Below are 16,070 nucleotides of genomic sequence, written 5' to 3' on the forward strand. Positions count from 1 at the left end.
GAGCTGCAGACCCTCCTCGCACTCTGGGCCGGCGCCTGCCCCACCTGCCACCAAGACATACCCACCCCGATACCAACCTGACCAAGCACTACTAGGGCCGCCGCGGCGAACGTGGGAGGAGATCGGTACGGACGAGGCGACGACCCAGAGCATCCACGCCCCGGTCTACTTCCTCTCCGACGGGTCGCCTGGCGCGATCGTCATCCCGGAGACACCCGAGGCACAGTGCTGATCCCCGAGAACCGCAGCGGCCGCACGCTGTGGCCTCGACGGGGCAGACGGGCCCAACATGGAGTGCGAGGCGTACGGCTTCCCTGTGGCGAGCCGGATCGATGACTGCTTGCTCTGGTAGGCGGTGTGGCTCGCCCCAGACGCCGTGCCCTCCTACCCCATGGCGCCGACGGCGTATCGCTGTCCTGGGAGGAACTGACCGCTCAGGGCAAGAGCACACCCCCGTTCGAGCCGAGCAACAGTTGGGGAACACGGTGCGGATCGTACAACTGGTGGTCGTGGAGCCCACAGCGGGAGGCGGCGGCCGGCCAGGCACTCGCCCACCTGCTGGCGCCCTCGGAAGGCCGACCGGTCATGATGCCGGACGGCCTGATCGAGTAAGCGTTCCAACACGCCCTCGACGCCCTGCTGCCCGCGGGTCCGCCGGCGCACCGCGCCATTTTGGCCGGACAGGGACTGCCCGCCACTGATGTGGACGCCGCCATACTCCTCGTGCCGCTGTCCTTCCCTGAAACGCACCTGCCCGTCCTCGCATCGGGCGCCATACCCGACGACGTCCTCCGAGACGACCCCCGCCCGCCGCACCCCCATCCACCATCTCGGATCGATCCGGAAGCATTCCAGCACACCCTGGTCCGGCTACCAGCCGCCCACAACCCGTGGCTGCGCGAACTCCTTGGGAACCTCACGCAGCAGATGCGCGCCCGCCTCTTCTGGCCCGCCGGCAGAAGGCGCGAGCCACGAATCTCCGACTGACCCCAGGGGCTGACGCCTCACCGAACAACCGGCACCGCGGCCCAATCGTCTCAACCTGCCTCCTCAGCCACCGCCGCATCCGCGGCATCCGTCAGCCGGTGTTCGGCATCCGCGCCGCGCCGCGCCCAGATTCTCGCCGTGCCGCGCTCGGCGGGGCGACCCAGTGCAGCGGATGCGAAGGAGTGCGTCGGGTACTGGTGCCTGGGGCGGTGTGGCGTGTGGACTGGTGAGTGGCGGGCGCTGGTGCTTTGGGGCGGCGGGCGGGTGGGGGAGGTCCGCACCTCTTGCTCCGGGCGTTGAGTTGTTGAGGCACCTCTGGCACCTGGACGGTCCGCGGCGCCCTGCGGTCGGGAAATCCCGTGGGGCGGCACGCGAGGATGGATCGCGGAGCCGTGGGACGGGGCCTGGGGCCCAGCAGCGATGGGGTGCTGTCGGCACTGTGTTTGCGTGGTGCGGTGACCATGAGGCTGAAGTTCATCTCGGCCGGTAGCGGCTACCGGTACTGGAACTACTTGCGCGGCCGTGCCCTGGATGGGGCCCAGTCGCCGCACCGTCTGAGGACGGGGCGACCGCTCCTGGCCGCGGTGCCAGAAGGGCGTTGGCAGGGACGTGGCGCGACCGCGTTGGGGGTATCGGGGGTCGTGTCGGCCGATCAGATGCAGGCGCTGTTCGGCCTAGGCCTCCACCCGAATGCGGGCTCGATCATCGCCGCGGGGCTGCGAGACGGCGATGGCACGGTGAGCGCCGCGGCGAGGGGCCGTGCGTGGCGGGCTGCGCGATTGGGGCCGCCGGTCCTGAACTTGTCGGAGAGCAGTCCGCTGGACCGTGCGGTGCAGGAAGTGGTCGAGGCGGTGGAAGAGGAGCGGTGTCGGCCGCTGACGGCAGGAGAACGGCGACAAGTGCGCCTGCGGATCGCGGCCGTGCACTTCGAGGAGGAGTACCGGCGAAGGCCGGCCGACGGGGCGGAACTGGGCCGGTTCGCCGCCGCCCGGTCGGGCCCGCAGCGCATCTCTCGCACCGGGCTGGATCTGGTGTTCTCTTTTCCCGACCCGGTGTTGTGGGCGCTGCTGCCACCATGGGCGCGCGCGATAGCGGAAGTCGCTCACGAGCAGGCCATCGTCGAGACCTTGGCGTATCTCGAGGATCACGCGCTGGCGGTGCGTACGGGGCCGGGCGGCGCGGCGCAGGAGAAGGCGCGACCGGGACTGATCGTGGCCCGGTTTCGGCACTACGCATCACGGGCTGGGGATCCGATGCTGCACGACCATGCGGTGCTCAGCACCCGGGTGCAGGGGCCCGATGGACGGTGGCGAACGCTGGACTCACGGCTCCTCCTGCGCGAAGTGGTCAATGCCAGCGAGTTGTACAACCAACGGTCGCTGGAGCTGACCTGTGCGGCGCTGGGTGTGCGTACCGAGACCGTGGAGGTCACCCCAGGGCAGCGGCCGGTGATGCGGATCGCCGGCATCAACCCGGAGATCAGGGCTCTGTACGACCAACGCGGGCAGTCGGTGCGTGCGGTGGCCGAGGAACTTCTGGCGGAGTACGCGCGCCGCTACGATCGACAACCAGCGGCGCAGACGCGGTACCGACTGCTGGAGCAGGCCCGTGCGCGTACCCGCCCTGCGGCACCTGCCTCACGGCCACTGCCGGAACTGCTCACCGTCTGGCGGCAGCGCGCAGTGGCTGCGGTCGGCGCCGGGACGGTCGACGAACTACTGACCGCGGCGCGTGCGGCCGCGAGTGCGATGCCGACGCAATCGGCGGTCGACACCGCACGGGCCGCGGCCGAAGTTCTGGCAGAAGTCACCGCACGCCGAGCCACCTTTCACCGCCGCCATGTGCTGGCCGAAGCCCGCCGCTATCTGATGCGCACCACCCGCGGTCTGACCGCCGACGGCGCCGCAGCTGATGAGATCACCGACCTGGCTCTTACCGGATCCGGCTGCATCGACATCACACCGCCGGACCTCAACCCACCGCATCCGGACCTGCAACGGGCAGACGGGACAAGCGTCTACCGTGCGATCGGCGGTCGCACCTACACCACCAGTCGGATCCTTGCGGCGGAGGACCGGCTGCTGGCCGCCTCCACTTCCCTGGTGTTGCCGCCGGTCGCGGCCGGCACCTTCGCCAGGACTGCGGCCTTGTACCGGGAACCGTTGGATGTCGGGCAGCGAGCCTTGGCGTACGCGTTCTGCTGCGGCGAGCAGCAACTGATCGCCGGGCTCGGGCCGGCCGGCGCGGGCAAGACCACCGCGATGCGTCTGGTGGCCAAAGCCGTGAGTGCCTCCGGAGGCCGCTTGATCCCCCTGGCGCCGTCGGCGCGTGCGGCGAAGGTATTGCAAGGCGATCTGGGGGTGCCCGCCCACACCCTGCATTCCTGGCTGCACCAACGTGACCGCGCCACCTCCGGCAAAGTCGTCGACGATCTGTTCCACCTGTCCGACCGCGATGTGGTCCTGGTCGACGAGGCAGGCATGGCCGGCACACTGCTGCTGGACAAGGTCCTGGCCCACGCCGCGAAGGTGGGTGCGCGGGTGAGGCTGCTGGGCGACCCCTCGCAGTTGGCCGCGGCCGAAGCCGGGGGCGTACTGCGACTGGTGGCCCGACGTACCGGCGCGGTGGAACTGGACCGCCTGCACCGCTTCACCACCCCAGGCGAAGGCGACGCTTCCCTGCTCTTGCGCGACAGCCCCCGAACCGACCAGGCCTTCACCTGGTACCGGGCCAGAGACCGCATCACCGCCGGCAGCCATGAGGCGATGTGCGAAGCCGTCCACACCGCGTGGCAACGTGATACCGAACGTGGCCTGCGGTCAGTGATGACAGCCGCCGACAACGACACCGTGCGCGAACTGAACGCCCGCGCCCAGGCATGGCGGCACATGAGCGGTCAGTTGGTCCCCGGCAGAGGCCAGGCCCTACGAGACGGCCACCGAGCGTTCGTCGGCGACGTCATCTGCACCCGCCGCAACTCCCGCACCATGATCATCCGCCGGGACTTCGTGAAGAACGGCGACCTGTGGACCGTCACCCGCATCACCCGCACGGGAGACGTCATCGCCCGCAGCACCACCCACCGCGGCCGCGTCCGCCTGCCGCGGGCCTACGTCATGCGGCACTGCGAACTCGGTTACGCCTCCAGCATTCATCGCGCCCAGGGCATGACCGTGGACACCTCTCATGCCCTGGCAACCGCGCGTTCGACCCGAGAGCACGTCTACGTCCAGCTCACGCGCGGCGCCCGCACCAACCGCCTCTACCTCGCCCTGGACCCCGGCGACAGCGTCACCCGCGTCCTTTCCACCATCGCCGCACGGCGCCACCCCTCGCTGTCGGCGACCGAGACCATCGCCGACCTGCAGGACACCGCCGCCGACCCCGCACGTCTCGCGGCGGAGTTCTCCGACATCTCCTGGCGGGCCACCACCGCCCGCCTGACGTCGGTACTCAACACCTGCCTCGGCGATCGGGCGGCCCAACTCCTGGCCGGCGACGCCTTCGGGGCGCTGGCCCGCGCCCTGGCCGACGCGGAAGCGGCTGGCTTCACCCTGCCACGCCTCCTGGAGCACACCGGCGCCGACGCCCTGGCGAGTGCCGAGGACCCGGCTGCCCTGCTGACCTGGCGCATCCGCTGGCACCTGGCCGACGCCGCCCGCGCCATCGCATCCGCCGACCCCGCGCGCCGCCTGGCAACGCTGTCCTTGACCCAGCTTCACCATCTGCGGGCCGTCGCGAACCAGCAGCGCGCCGCAGCGGCTGAAAGAGTCCCGCGCGCCGACGCCTCGCTGACTGATCGGCCCACTCCGGTCACTACTCGTTCTGGCATGCTCCATCCCGCATGGCCCGACCGCATCCATGGCGACTGGACGCGCACCGAACTAGCAATCCACCTCGCCGCGGCCCGCCGCGCGTACGCCTTCGCCCGCCACGGCGCCAGCACCGCCTCCGCGCGGGCAACGTGGCTCCATTTGGCCGCGCTCACCGAAGAGGCCGCTATCCGCCAAGACTTGGCTTGGCGGGACCGGGCACGCGAAGACTCCCAGCGCCAGACGAGGCCCGCCCACGGCTCCCGTGCTACCGACCAAATCTCCGACCTGATGGCTGCCGCACCCTGCCGCCAGGATCACGACAGCGCGCACGTCACGCTCGCTGACAACGTCATCGGCCGCATCGACGCCGAACTACGACTCCGCGACCGCCTGCCCGACGGCGCACCTCGCACCTCCGACCTGTCCGGGCCGGTCCCGGACTGGGTCACCTCCCGCGCCGCGATGACCGACCCCGACACCCCGGCGCACTGGCGCTCCCACCTCACTCGTCGCCACCGCATCCTGGCCCGGGCCCTTCACGACCGTGGCGCTGCCCTCGCTGCCACTCCATCCGCCCAGTCGTGGCTCAAGCCGCTCGGCCCCCCACCCGCCGGCCCTGGACATGATCGGGAGTCCTGGCACACCACGGCTGCGCTTGTCGAACTGTGGCGAGGGCGCCGCCACCTCGAACCCACCGTTCCCGGTCTAGGCCCGCCCCCCACCACCACCGACGCGGCTCATGCCTACGACGACCTGCAACGCCGCATCCGCCCCCTCCTGATCCGCCATCGTGGCGACCACTCCGCAACCAACGGGCTCGTGCAGCCCGCCCTGCACGTCCCTGGCTCGGCGCCGCTCAATTTCCCGGCTCGGCACATCGCCTACGCGGCAGCGGCCCTCGCTGCGGTCCTCGGCGAGGAGCCATCGCCTGACTCATGGCTGGACCGCCTCTCCCCACCTGGTGCCGCCGACCAAGACGAACAGCACGCCTACACGAGTCTCGTCAGCGCTCTCAGTCACTACCGAGAACGCCACCACCTGACGGGGCATGATCCACTCGGTCCCCGCCCGAACGCTGAGGACACCACTGACATCGGCGCAGTCACCGACGCCGATGAATGGGACCAGCTAAGTGAAGCCGTAGACCGCTACCAGCACACCCGCATTACTGCCCGCCTGGAGCAGATACTCGCCCGCACCGCCGCATCCGCACCCACCCCAACCCCCGGCAGCCGTCATCGCGGCCAGGACTCCGTAACGTCGCGAATCCAGCCCCCGCCTCCCACGCCGGGTCGATCGCCAGGAGCCTGACGCAGACACCGCACAGTCTGTGAAAGCCTTGGAGCGCCGCGCCGCACGGAGCGCTTGATCGACGGCCGAAGCACGCGAAGCCACCGAAGCGGAGATCATCAGGTGCATGAGACCCCCGACGCGTTGCGCCGTCAGATGGCCGTCTCACTTCAGGTGTTCCCATAGAGGTCCGCAATGCCCCTATTAGTGCAACCCGCCTGCTTCCGGACGGGGGTACCGAGAAGCAGGCGGGCGCGTGCGGCCGACGCGTGGTTCATATTGCCGCTGCACGTGCCGCACCTGCATCAGTGCAACCACGTAGATCAATTACGCGTGTAGACAATCGTGCACGCGTCGTTGCCTGGGTAGCGATAGCGTTGGAGTGCCACTCGCACCCACGGGTTGAGTCAACGAGCCGTCCAGCCGCCGTCTACAAGCAGGGTGTGCCCGGTCACGAAGTCAGCGGCGGGTGAGGCGAGGAACAGAAGCCCCTGTGATGTCGCCTTGGCTTGCAATGCGGTGCGGGCCCGCGATGCACCGCTCGACGTCGGCGCGAAGGCAGTGTCGGACAAGGCGTCCTGTGTGCCGGGTGTGTCGACGAAGGAGTAGGCATTGTCTGCGGCGACGGCGACGGCGACGGCGACGGCGACGGGCCGGGTGCGGGGCTGGCCGATGGGTCGGCGGACCAGGATCTTCCTCAGCATGAGGATGACTTCGGGCCATAGGCCCCCTGTCCTGCGGTCAGGACGAAGGCGTCCCCGACCGTCCACTGCCATCCCTGTTCGGCGTCGTCGAACGCCGCGCTGACGACCTTGTCCCGGTCGCTGTGCGTTCGCGTGATCAGGTCCAGAATCTGAACGAACGAAACGTGGAATCCGCGTGGCAGCGGCCTATCCGCAGCACCGGCGGCGAGCGCTACCCGTAGCTGCGCGCCGGGCCGGACCGCGAGCACGTTCTGCGCGCTACCAGTGAAACTGGTGAGTACCTCAGCGCGGATGAGTTCCCGCGAGCCGTCTTCGGTGGTGGGGACGGTCACAACCCAGATCGTCGTCATGGCGTCTCCTTCGGCGTCACCGCTCGTAGTCATGATGATTTGCATTCGTGGAGCTTGCTCACCGCAGCGGCTGCCTGGAGCGGCCCGGCAGGGTTACCTCGAGTCTCTCCAGGCAGACTCGTAGGCCCGCGAGTGGGTTACATGATCGCTGAGCGGCGTTTCGCGTCATCCTGCCTTCCCGCCACATCGGATGCATCCGTAAAACTACGGACCCTCAGCTCCCGAGCCCCTGGCTGACGGGCCATCTCACCAGGGCGACTAAGTTCGTCGGTTCACCGATCTGCCGCACCTAAGGTGAGTTTGACCTGCACCGAGCACGTCCTGCGGATGGTCTTCGGGGTCTGTACGGTTTGCCGCTCTGTCGCACATTTGGTAGTGACGGAGAGCGTCATCGTGTGACGATGCGTCGTGCTTGATGCCAATGAGCTTGCGGACACGGTGTTTTCGGGACTCTCGCCGCTGGTCGTGGAGAGCGTGTCGGACGAGGTGCTGCTGATCCAGGTCCGCGCCCGGACGCCGGCAGGCTCGGTCGCCTGCCCGACCTGCGGTGTCGAGACCGAGCGGGTGCACGGCTACCGCGGCGGACCGTGGCGGACGTGACCGCGGACGCACGCCGGGCCGTCGTGGTGGTCCAGGTCCGGCGCCTGGTCTGCCCGACGCGGGGCTGCCGCCAGGGGTTCCGCGAACTATGCCCGGCATCCTCGAGCGCTACCAGCGTCGCACGCCCCGACTGTCCTCGCAGGTCAGTGCGGTGCTTCGCGAGCTTGCCAGCCGCGCTGGCGCGCGGGCGTTATCGGCCCTGGGCATGCGCGTGTCCCGACATACCGCATTGCGTGTGCTGCTGCAGCTTCCTGGCTGCCTGTACGGACCCGGCTGATTCAAAGTCCTGACGATCTTGCGTCTGGCCTGTTCAGGGGATTTCGAGGGGCGAGCATCGTGCGGCGGTAGCGCAAGCGGGGCAGGTATGGCAGGCGGCCTGCGGCCCCGAAGCCGAACGCCTTGTAAGCCGACACTGGGTCTGGGCGGCGGCTTCGAGTACGTGGAGGACGCGCACATCAAGAGTGCGCCCGGTGGATCGCCGGATCAGGTGGAAGTGGCGGGCGTCGGCTGTGACGGCGATGTCATCCAGGCCGATCATCTCGGCGCCCCGAGTTCACCCACGGAGATGACGTGGGGGAGTAGCTGGGGCGTGCGGATGACGTTCTCGTTGCGGGCGCTTGCGGGGAGCAAAGCTGAGCTGACCGGCAACCGCGTCGGAGCCCGGACTCTGGCGGAAGCCGGCGGCCCACACCTGGAGCGGCTGCTTCGTCTCTGGCAGCCGTCAGTACTGGCCCTGGCTTGAGCCGAGGCGCCGCAGGCGCTGATCTGGCCCGTTCTCCACGCGAGCAGAGCTGGCCTGCCCTCGTACCAGTTGGCTCCTACGATCACCGTCTGTTCTCCGCGCGCGGGGAGAACGAGGTGTGAGCGGTCACAAGGAAGCCCCCGACCTTCGAGGCCGGGGGCTCAACGGCGTCTATCACTGAATGCGGAGCTGGCGATCTCCAAAGTCGGCGACCATCCGGAGGCTTCCGCCAAGGGCCTCGACATAGGCGCGGATCGTAGAGAGCGCAGCAGCATCCAGCTCGCCCTTCTCCAGGCGAGACACATTCGGTTGTGTGATGCCGATGATTTTCGCGAGATCGGACTGCGTCAGATCCTGCTCCTTGCGGATTTCGGCAAGCCGGTAGGCACGAACTTCGGCGTCAAGCTTTTCGCGGTGTTCGGCAACCCGGTCCAGGTCGGTCACGACCTCGGGCCGGATCTCCTTCCAGGACCTCATGGCTTCGGCTCCTTCAGGCTGTCGAGATGCTCGTCGTAGCGATCATCTGCGATGGGGATATTGGTTGTGTACCACGAACTCCAGGCGCCTTGCTTGTCGCCTGCGACCAGGATGAGGGCCTGGCGGTCAGGATCGAACGCGAACAGCATTCGGATCTCGCCGCTCCCGTTGGTGCGGGGGCGGAGCTCCTTCATGTGGTGGTGCCGAGAGCCGTGGATGCGGTCTGCGAGGGGGCGTCCTAGGGTTGGTCCGTCCTCAGCGAGCTTGTCGATAGCGGCGGCGACCTCGTCTGCGGTGTGGGGATCACTCTGGGTGAGGTCGAGGAGCCACTTGTCGACTTCCTCGTGAAGAAGGACTTCCCACTGCATGCAGCAAGTATGCGCTACAGTGGATATGCGGTGCAAGTTATTCCTTGGATCCCCGCGATGACCGCCAGTTCAGCTGTCCAGGCCCTGAGGCTAGGCGCACCGCCGCCATGCCCCCGACCTGCACGCATGCCACGCCCGGCCGAGCCTGACTACGTGGGGAGGGCTCCCGGGAGGTTCTGAGGTCTGCGCCTATCGCGAGCCACGCCCTCACGTTCGGCCCGGTCGCGATTCCTGTGCGGATCCTCTCCGCAACCTCAAGTCACCGGATCGGCGGACCACCCCCCGCTCGCACCGGGAGAATCCTTCCGTAGCCTGCGAGACCCGGTGGGCTTTTGTCATCTTTCGGGTCACTAACGGTCCGCTCATGCAGCTAGTGTGTCAACGCTGCCTCCTTCGGTCCCCGTGGCCGTTCGCACTCTTCCGTGGCAGGGACAAGGCGGCCCGCAACCACCTTGTCGCTGTCCGCGCGGGGACCGGCCAGCCACCGCGGGGCGGGGGCTAGCAAGCCCGTGCTGGCGGCGCTGCGGTGCCTGATTTTGTACTCGTGGGGACACTTGGACCACTTCGAATGCGGGTGCTCGCACTCCTTGAAGAACGTGCCCATCCCGCGGGTCGGGGCTTTGGTAGCCGCCATGATCTCGTGGAGTCCTCTGACGCCGATGCTGACGATTTGCTGCCGCCGGAGGGGCTGCAGGTCTCTCTGAGCTGGGATAAGCCGCGACTTCGTGTCGACGGCTACGACGGCGCCAGGGTGTCGGTTCCGGCCGTGTCGCTGGGCCCCTGAAACCCGGGGTGGGTGCGCTGAACTGGGCGCTCTCTCCTGGCTCGGGTGTGGTCGCTTGTCGCCAGGTTTGCCAGCGGTTCCGGCGCCAGGCGGTCTCCCGTCGGGGTGTTCGGGCAGGGCTCTGCACTGCCCTTGCTTGTGGGTGATGACGCTGTTTGAATTTGGCTCTGTCTGGAGTTCTGTGAAACCCCAGGTCAGCGGGGTGGAACGCGTGATCGTTTCTTCACGGTCTTTCGTCGCGTGGCGCTCAAGTCGGTTGAAGATGTGTTGTTTTCCGGAGTCGGTGTGCGTGTCGAGCAGGTCAGCGAGTCGCTCGACGGGTTGGTGGTGGAGGCGGTGTCCACGTGCCGGTCGGGTCGGTGCCCGGATTGCCGGTGGCGGGCGCGGCGGGTGCACAGTTCGTACCGGCGGCGCCTGGCCGAGCGGCCGTTGGGCTCGAAGCGCGTGGTGATCCGGTTACGGGTGCGGAGGTACTTCTGCGAGCGGAGGAGCTGTTCGCGCAAGACTTTCGTCGAACAGGTCGACGGGCTCACCGAGCGATACCGCAGGTCGAGCCTAGGCTTGAAGGCGTGGTTGCGGTCGATCGCCGTGGAGTTGGGCGGGCGGCGGGTGAGCGGCTGTGCCGCGAATTGCGGGTGGCCGCGGGCCGCAGCCGGCTGCTCGCACTGCTGACGGCGCCGCCCGTGCCGGACCGGGCACCGCGGGTGCTGGGCGTGGACGACTTCGCCTTCCGCAAGGGCCGCACCTACGGCACTGTGCTGGTAGACGTGGAGGCCGGCCGGGTCGTGGACGTGCTGCCGGACCGCACCGCGGAAACCCTCGCCGCCTGGCTGACCGAGCACCCCGGCGCGGAGATCGTCTGCCGCGACCGGGCCACCGCCTACACCAGGGCCGTCCGCGAAGCCGCCCCCGATGCGCTGGAAGTCGCCGACCAGTGGCACCTGCTGCAGAACCTGTCCGCCGCGGTGGAGAAGACCTGTCACCAGCACCGCGCCTGCCTGCGCAAACACGCGGAGGAGGAGGTCGTGACGAAGGTGCCGGAGCCGGTGCTGCTGGAACTGCCGCCGCCGGAGCTGCCCCGCACACAGGTCATCAAGCGCACCCGCCACTGCTACGAGGACATCCACCGCCCGGTCGACAAGGGCTGGACGATCAGCGCCATCGCACGCCGGCTCGACCTGGACCGCAAGACGGTACGCCGCTTCCGCGACACCGCCCTCGACGAACTGCTGGCCTCCGTCCACGAGCGACGCCCGAACGGCGTACTGGAACCGTTCAAGCCCTACCTCAACGCCCGCTTCACCGAGAGCCTCGACCAAGTAGACGGCAGGCGCCTGTTCCTGGAACTGCGCGAACGCGGCTACCGCGGCAGCATCCAGGTCGTCCGCAAGCACCTGGCCGCCTTGCGCGCCGGCACCGCCGAACCCGTCCGGCCCGACATACTCAGTCCCCGCAAGATCACCTCCTGGATCATGCGCCCCCGCGACACCCTCACCGACCGCCAAGAGAAGCGCCTGCTCGACGTCCGGCTCGCCTGCCCGGACATCACCCGCGCCTGCGACCTCGCCCGCACCTTCGCCGACCTCCTCCGCAACCAGCGCGGACAACTCCTCATGGAATGGATCCGCCAGGCCGAACAGGACGCCCCCAAACCGATGCAGGGCTTCGCTGGCTCCTTGCGCCGCGACCTCGACGCCGTCACAGCCAGCCTCACCCTGCCCTGGAGTTCCGGCGTCGTCGAGGGCTACGTCAACAGGTTGAAAACCATCAAAAGAGCCATGTATGGGAGGGCATCGTTCGACCTCCTCCGAGCCCGCGTCCTCACCCAGCCATGACCTTCACGGAATCGGAATCACGGCCAGAGCCGTTTTCAAAGATCCTCATCAGGTCCTTGCGCTTCAACGATCCGAACACCTCGGCAACGAACTCACGCAGGCTCGCCCGCAGTTGCTCGATCTCCGCAAGATCCACGAACGACAGCATGCACCACTGCTGACCGTGCGATCAAAGCAACCTAACGAAGTACTACTAGTACACCGACCACACCGAACCACACCTACTAAGGCCCGGCGCAGTGCCGAGGCCTCGGTATCACCTTGTCAAAAGTCGGGCAGTGCCCACCACTTGCGCCCGATGCGGGCAGATCTTCCGATCAGAACGGACACCACGTGACTCGGATCAACGGACTCGCCGATGAAGGCTTCGGCGCCGTCGCTGACGCTTTCAGCGCCAACTTCAAGGCGGGCCACGAGATCGGCGCAGCCTGCGCTGTGTACCGTCATGGTCGCAAGGTCGTGGACCTCTACGCGGGTGTTGCCGACCGACGCAGCGGTCGGCTCTGGTCCGACGACACTATCGTCCCGGTCTTCTCGGTAAGCAAGGGGCTGGTCGCGCTGTGTGCCTACCTGATCCATCAGCAGGGCCGTCTCGACTTCGACGCACCAGTCGTCCGGTACTGGCCGGAGTTCGGCCAAGCTGGGAAGGAGGACATCACCGTCCGGGAACTGTTCAGTCATCGGGCCGGCCTGATCGCTCCCGACGAGGACATCAGCCTTGACGCGCTTGCGGGTTGGAACCCGATGGTGCACGTCCTGGCAGAGCAGGCGCCGCTCTGGGAGCCGGGCACGGCCTACGCCTATCACCCGCTGACGTTCGGCTGGCTGACCGGCGAGGTACTGCGTCGGATCACCGGGCATACCCCCGGGGGGCTGCTCGCCTCGTTGATCGCGCACCCGCTGTCGGCCGATGCCTGGATAGGCCTGCCGCGAGAACAGCGGGGCCGGGTGGCCTACCTGGAACCGACGCCGGGATTTCCCGAGGACCCGCTGACGTCGCCCGGGTCACACATCTCCGATCACGACCTGCGCCGGTCGCTGACACTGGGCTCTGTCTTCCCGATCGGATTCATCGACGGCGATCGCGGCTTCAACTCCCCTGCCGTCCACGCTATGGAGATCCCGGCGGCCAACGCAATCGTCTCCGCGGCCGGGTTGGCGCGCATCTTCGCCGCGGCCGTCACCGAGATCGACGGAGTCCGCCTGTTGACCGAGGACAGCGTCGCCGACGCATTGACCCCCCGTTCGGACGCCGACGACTGGTACGGCGGCGCGTCCGCTCCCGACGCCCGGTTCTCCACCGGATTCATGCTGGACGGCAGTCGACAGCGGCCATTGCTCTCGGGCGCGTCGTTCGGGCACGACGGTGCGGGCGGTGAACTGGCCTTCGCCGACGCGGACGGCGGCCTCGGCTTCGCCTACGTGAACAACCAGATGGGCGGCGGCCCCGCCGACGGCCGCGCCAACAGACTCACCGCGGCACTGCGGGAATGCCTCGGCTAAGGGGTGCCCGCAGCCGCCCCATCGACTGCCACGCAAGGCGCGTGGCAAGCAGCACACAACAGGAGACAGATGATGCGAAAGGTATTTATACGACTGATGGGCTGGCGTTCGCGATGGCATGGGACATTCGCGACTGTCGCCGGAGGCGCCCTCATCGTCTCTGCCGTAATCGTGCCAGCCGCCCCCGTCTCGGCAGCCGACAATAATGTGGTGCCGATCGCCTTCAGTACCTTCACGGCCACACCCAACGACCCACTGTCCCTGCAAGTCGGGCAGATCCTGTCCAACTCCAACAAGTACGCCATCACCACATGGTGGAACTGGGTCAAGCACTTCGACAGCCAGAGCGGCAACCAGTACCTGGACTTCGGCGGCACCGACGAGCCGAACATCCGGCCGGCCACCGCTGAGGCCGTGGCGCTGGCCACATCGATCCGGCTGGGGCAGTACAACCCCACGGCGACAGGCGTCCCGCTCGCCACGGCCAAGGCCGAGACGGAGAAGCTCATCGCGTCGCTGGCGCACGCGCACTACTCGAACACCGCCACCGGCGGATGGGGCACTCCCGCCGCGGCGCCTGCCTCTGGAGGGCCTGGTTGGCAGACAGCCGAATGGGCCGCCCAGACTGCCCTGGCCGGCTGGATCTTCTGGGACTACCTCACCCCCACCGAACAGACCCAGGTGCGCAACCTGGTCGAAGCCGAAGCCAATCGTTTCATCGGCTGGACCGTGCCCTACTACCGCGATCTCACTGGCCGCGTCCGCTACCCGGGCGACAGCAAGGCCGAAGAGGTCGCCTGGGACGGGAACATCCTGCAGGTGGCCACGGCGATGCTGCCAAACCACGTCAACTACAGCGCCTGGATGCAGAAGCGGATCGAGATCTCGCTGGCGTCGTATTCGCGTCCGAGCGATGTCACCAGTACAAATGGTGTGAAGGTGGTCAACGGTAAGACGTTGAGCACCTGGTTGAAGGGGTCCGACTCATACGACGACGGCACCCTGACCAATCACAACATCATCCACCCGGACTACATGGCGTTCCCCATCGAGACCGGGCTCGGTGTTGTCACCCAGTCGCTGGCCCACCGGGCAACTCCCTACGCGGACGTGCGCGGCGGCGTCTTCTACCAGGCGCTCGTCGACCAGACCTGGACGCCCGGTGCGAAACCGGATGAGTACAACGTCGACTCGCTGATCAGGCCCACCATCGCCTCGCCGGGAGGTCACATCTAACACAGCACCGACACGACAGCGACGGACTTCACTGACATCTACTACCCGATGGGCGACGACTGGGGGCCGGGAACCCGGATCAACTACCTGACCATGGACGTGCTCTACAGCAGCGTCAGCAGCCCCTACGGCCAACTGGACTCGCTTGCCTCGTCCGGTGGGGCCTACTGGGGACCATTCCACGCCGCGAAAATCATCAACATGCAGGCTCGCTTCACCGACGGCCACACCTATCTCGACGCCAGCGAGCAAAGCTACGACGGGCGCGAAGAACAGGTCGCACAGAACGCAGCTGAGTCCTATCTCATCCGCTACCTCAGGGCGAACGGGGCGATTTCGGTCTCCAATGGGACCTTCTGACCCTGTGGCCGCTCTCTGCGGAACTCCCGGCACCATCCGTCCTCCTGCGTGCTTCACGGCGTGCAGGAGGACGGACGACGGGGACCGCCGTGCAGTACACCCACCCTTCCCTGGTGTGGTGCTGCGTGATGTCGGTGACCCACAACTCGTTGGGTCGCAGCCGATGGAACTTGCGGTTGACCAGGTCATCAGCGGTGACGACGCCCCGCAGGCGCTTGATCCGCACCGGTCCGGGCAGTCCGTAGATCCCGGCCTGTGTCATCAGCACCGACACGGTCCTGGAACAGACCTGGATGCCCATGCCCAGGGTGAGCTCGGCGTGGATGCGGCGGTAGCCGTAGGTTCCGCGTGAGGCGATGTGGACTTCCCGGATCAGCCCGGTCAGCCACTCGCGTCGCATCTGCCGCGGTGTGGTCGGGGTGCGCTTGTGCTTGGAGTAGTTCTGCCGGGCGACCCCGAGGATCCGGCAGCATCGGTCGACCGGTGCCCCGGCATCGACGAGACGGTCGATCACCAGGTAGAGCCTTTTGGGGTCGGCTTGTCCTCGCCGTGGAACTCGGCGGCCTTGCGGACGATCTCAAGCTCGGTCTCCAGCTCACGGATTCGTCGCCGCGCTGCACGCAGCTCTGCGGACTCCTCCGAGACCCTGCCAGGGCGCCGGCCGTTGTCGATGTCGTCCTGGCGCAACCACTCCATTCCCGCACCAATGCAACAGCGCGGGCACGGAACTCAGCGGGGTAGGCGCGGGGCATGTCCGGCAGCCTTTCGTGAAGGCCGTCAGCCAGGGCCACCAGTCACCAACCGTGCATCGGGTGCCGGTGGCGTCGTCCTCGGCCGTACCGACCGGCTGCCCCCTGCTGTTGCGGCCAGATGGTCAGTCGGTGCCGACCGCGCGAAGGCCGGGCTGGGCGAGGCCGCCCTGGTGGGCGGGGGCGGTGGAGTGGCGGACGACGAGTTCGGGTTCGTGGAGGAGTTCTTTGGGGGTGGGGTTGGTGCCGTTGATTTGGTTGGTGAGGAGG

General features: G+C 67.8%; 13 protein-coding genes and 2 pseudogenes. 9 read left to right on the top strand and 6 right to left on the bottom strand.

Going from position 1 to position 16,070, the window contains the following annotated elements; all coding sequences use genetic code 11:
- Positions 1 to 357 precede the first annotated feature (357 nt).
- Positions 358 to 612 carry a hypothetical protein gene (locus AB0M29_RS43715; protein WP_365393071.1) on the top strand — a complete coding sequence of 85 codons (255 nt, stop codon included), beginning with the start codon at positions 358 to 360 and terminating at the stop codon, positions 610 to 612.
- Between the two features lie 836 nt (positions 613 to 1,448).
- Positions 1,449 to 6,113 carry a MobF family relaxase gene (gene mobF / locus AB0M29_RS43720; protein WP_365393074.1) on the top strand — a complete coding sequence of 1,555 codons (4,665 nt, stop codon included), beginning with the start codon at positions 1,449 to 1,451 and terminating at the stop codon, positions 6,111 to 6,113.
- Between the two features lie 386 nt (positions 6,114 to 6,499).
- On the opposite strand, the gene AB0M29_RS43725 is transcribed toward mobF, so the two are convergent.
- Together AB0M29_RS43725 and AB0M29_RS43730 are read right to left on the bottom strand one after the other, a co-directional pair.
- Complete coding sequence (locus AB0M29_RS43725; RefSeq protein ID WP_365393076.1) at positions 6,500 to 6,796, bottom strand: SDR family oxidoreductase; 297 nt, start codon at positions 6,794 to 6,796, stop codon at positions 6,500 to 6,502.
- Positions 6,790 to 7,146, bottom strand: a complete 357-nt coding sequence (locus AB0M29_RS43730) for a hypothetical protein (protein ID WP_365393079.1) — start codon at positions 7,144 to 7,146, stop codon at positions 6,790 to 6,792. The genes AB0M29_RS43725 and AB0M29_RS43730 overlap by 7 nt, the downstream gene beginning before the upstream one ends.
- 408 nt (positions 7,147 to 7,554) lie before the next feature.
- Here AB0M29_RS43730 and AB0M29_RS43735 point away from each other — a divergent pair.
- A pseudogene (locus AB0M29_RS43735) lies at positions 7,555 to 7,996 on the top strand (transposase family protein); the annotation flags it as partial.
- 189 nt (positions 7,997 to 8,185) lie between these two features.
- Entirely contained in the window at positions 8,186 to 8,488 is a 303-nt protein-coding gene (locus AB0M29_RS43740; protein WP_365393082.1) for a hypothetical protein, read from the top strand.
- Positions 8,489 to 8,662: 174 nt separating this feature from the next.
- Here AB0M29_RS43740 and AB0M29_RS43745 read toward each other — a convergent pair whose 3' ends face one another.
- Positions 8,663 to 8,965: an XRE family transcriptional regulator gene (locus AB0M29_RS43745; RefSeq protein WP_365393084.1), complete on the bottom strand. Its 303-nt coding sequence runs from the start codon at positions 8,963 to 8,965 to the stop codon at positions 8,663 to 8,665.
- Positions 8,962 to 9,333: a type II toxin-antitoxin system RelE/ParE family toxin gene (locus tag AB0M29_RS43750; RefSeq protein WP_365393087.1), complete on the bottom strand. Its 372-nt coding sequence runs from the start codon at positions 9,331 to 9,333 to the stop codon at positions 8,962 to 8,964. The genes AB0M29_RS43745 and AB0M29_RS43750 overlap by 4 nt, the downstream gene beginning before the upstream one ends.
- A 1,120-nt stretch (positions 9,334 to 10,453) precedes the next feature.
- On the opposite strand from AB0M29_RS43750, the gene AB0M29_RS43755 reads away from it, so the two are divergent.
- Together AB0M29_RS43755 and AB0M29_RS43760 are read left to right on the top strand one after the other, a co-directional pair.
- Positions 10,454 to 10,789 carry a transposase family protein gene (locus tag AB0M29_RS43755; protein ID WP_365393103.1) on the top strand — a complete coding sequence of 112 codons (336 nt, stop codon included), beginning with the start codon at positions 10,454 to 10,456 and terminating at the stop codon, positions 10,787 to 10,789.
- A complete protein-coding gene (locus AB0M29_RS43760; protein WP_365393090.1) occupies positions 10,687 to 11,952 on the top strand; it encodes an ISL3 family transposase in 1,266 nt (421 codons plus the stop codon). Before AB0M29_RS43755 ends, AB0M29_RS43760 begins: the two co-directional genes overlap by 103 nt.
- Here the strand turns inward: AB0M29_RS43760 and AB0M29_RS43765 are convergent.
- Entirely contained in the window at positions 11,939 to 12,100 is a 162-nt protein-coding gene (locus AB0M29_RS43765; protein WP_365393092.1) for a hypothetical protein, read from the bottom strand. The genes AB0M29_RS43760 and AB0M29_RS43765 overlap by 14 nt on opposite strands.
- Positions 12,101 to 12,285: 185 nt before the next feature.
- On the opposite strand from AB0M29_RS43765, the gene AB0M29_RS43770 reads away from it, so the two are divergent.
- The 3 genes from AB0M29_RS43770 (at position 12,286) to AB0M29_RS43780 (ending at position 15,051) form a co-directional block, all read left to right on the top strand.
- A complete protein-coding gene (locus AB0M29_RS43770; protein WP_365393095.1) occupies positions 12,286 to 13,455 on the top strand; it encodes a serine hydrolase domain-containing protein in 1,170 nt (389 codons plus the stop codon).
- 210 nt (positions 13,456 to 13,665) lie between these two features.
- Positions 13,666 to 14,691 carry a hypothetical protein gene (locus AB0M29_RS43775; RefSeq protein ID WP_365393098.1) on the top strand — a complete coding sequence of 342 codons (1,026 nt, stop codon included), beginning with the start codon at positions 13,666 to 13,668 and terminating at the stop codon, positions 14,689 to 14,691.
- 48 nt (positions 14,692 to 14,739) lie between these two features.
- Complete coding sequence (locus AB0M29_RS43780) at positions 14,740 to 15,051, top strand: hypothetical protein (protein ID WP_365393101.1); 312 nt, start codon at positions 14,740 to 14,742, stop codon at positions 15,049 to 15,051.
- 82 nt (positions 15,052 to 15,133) lie between these two features.
- Here the strand turns inward: AB0M29_RS43780 and AB0M29_RS43785 are convergent.
- Positions 15,134 to 15,803: pseudogene (locus AB0M29_RS43785) on the bottom strand (IS3 family transposase); the annotation flags it as partial.
- Between the last annotated feature and the right edge of the window lie 267 nt (positions 15,804 to 16,070).

The organism is Streptomyces sp. NPDC051976 (genome assembly GCF_040680795.1).
Taxonomy (GTDB): Bacteria; Actinomycetota; Actinomycetes; order Streptomycetales; family Streptomycetaceae; genus Actinacidiphila.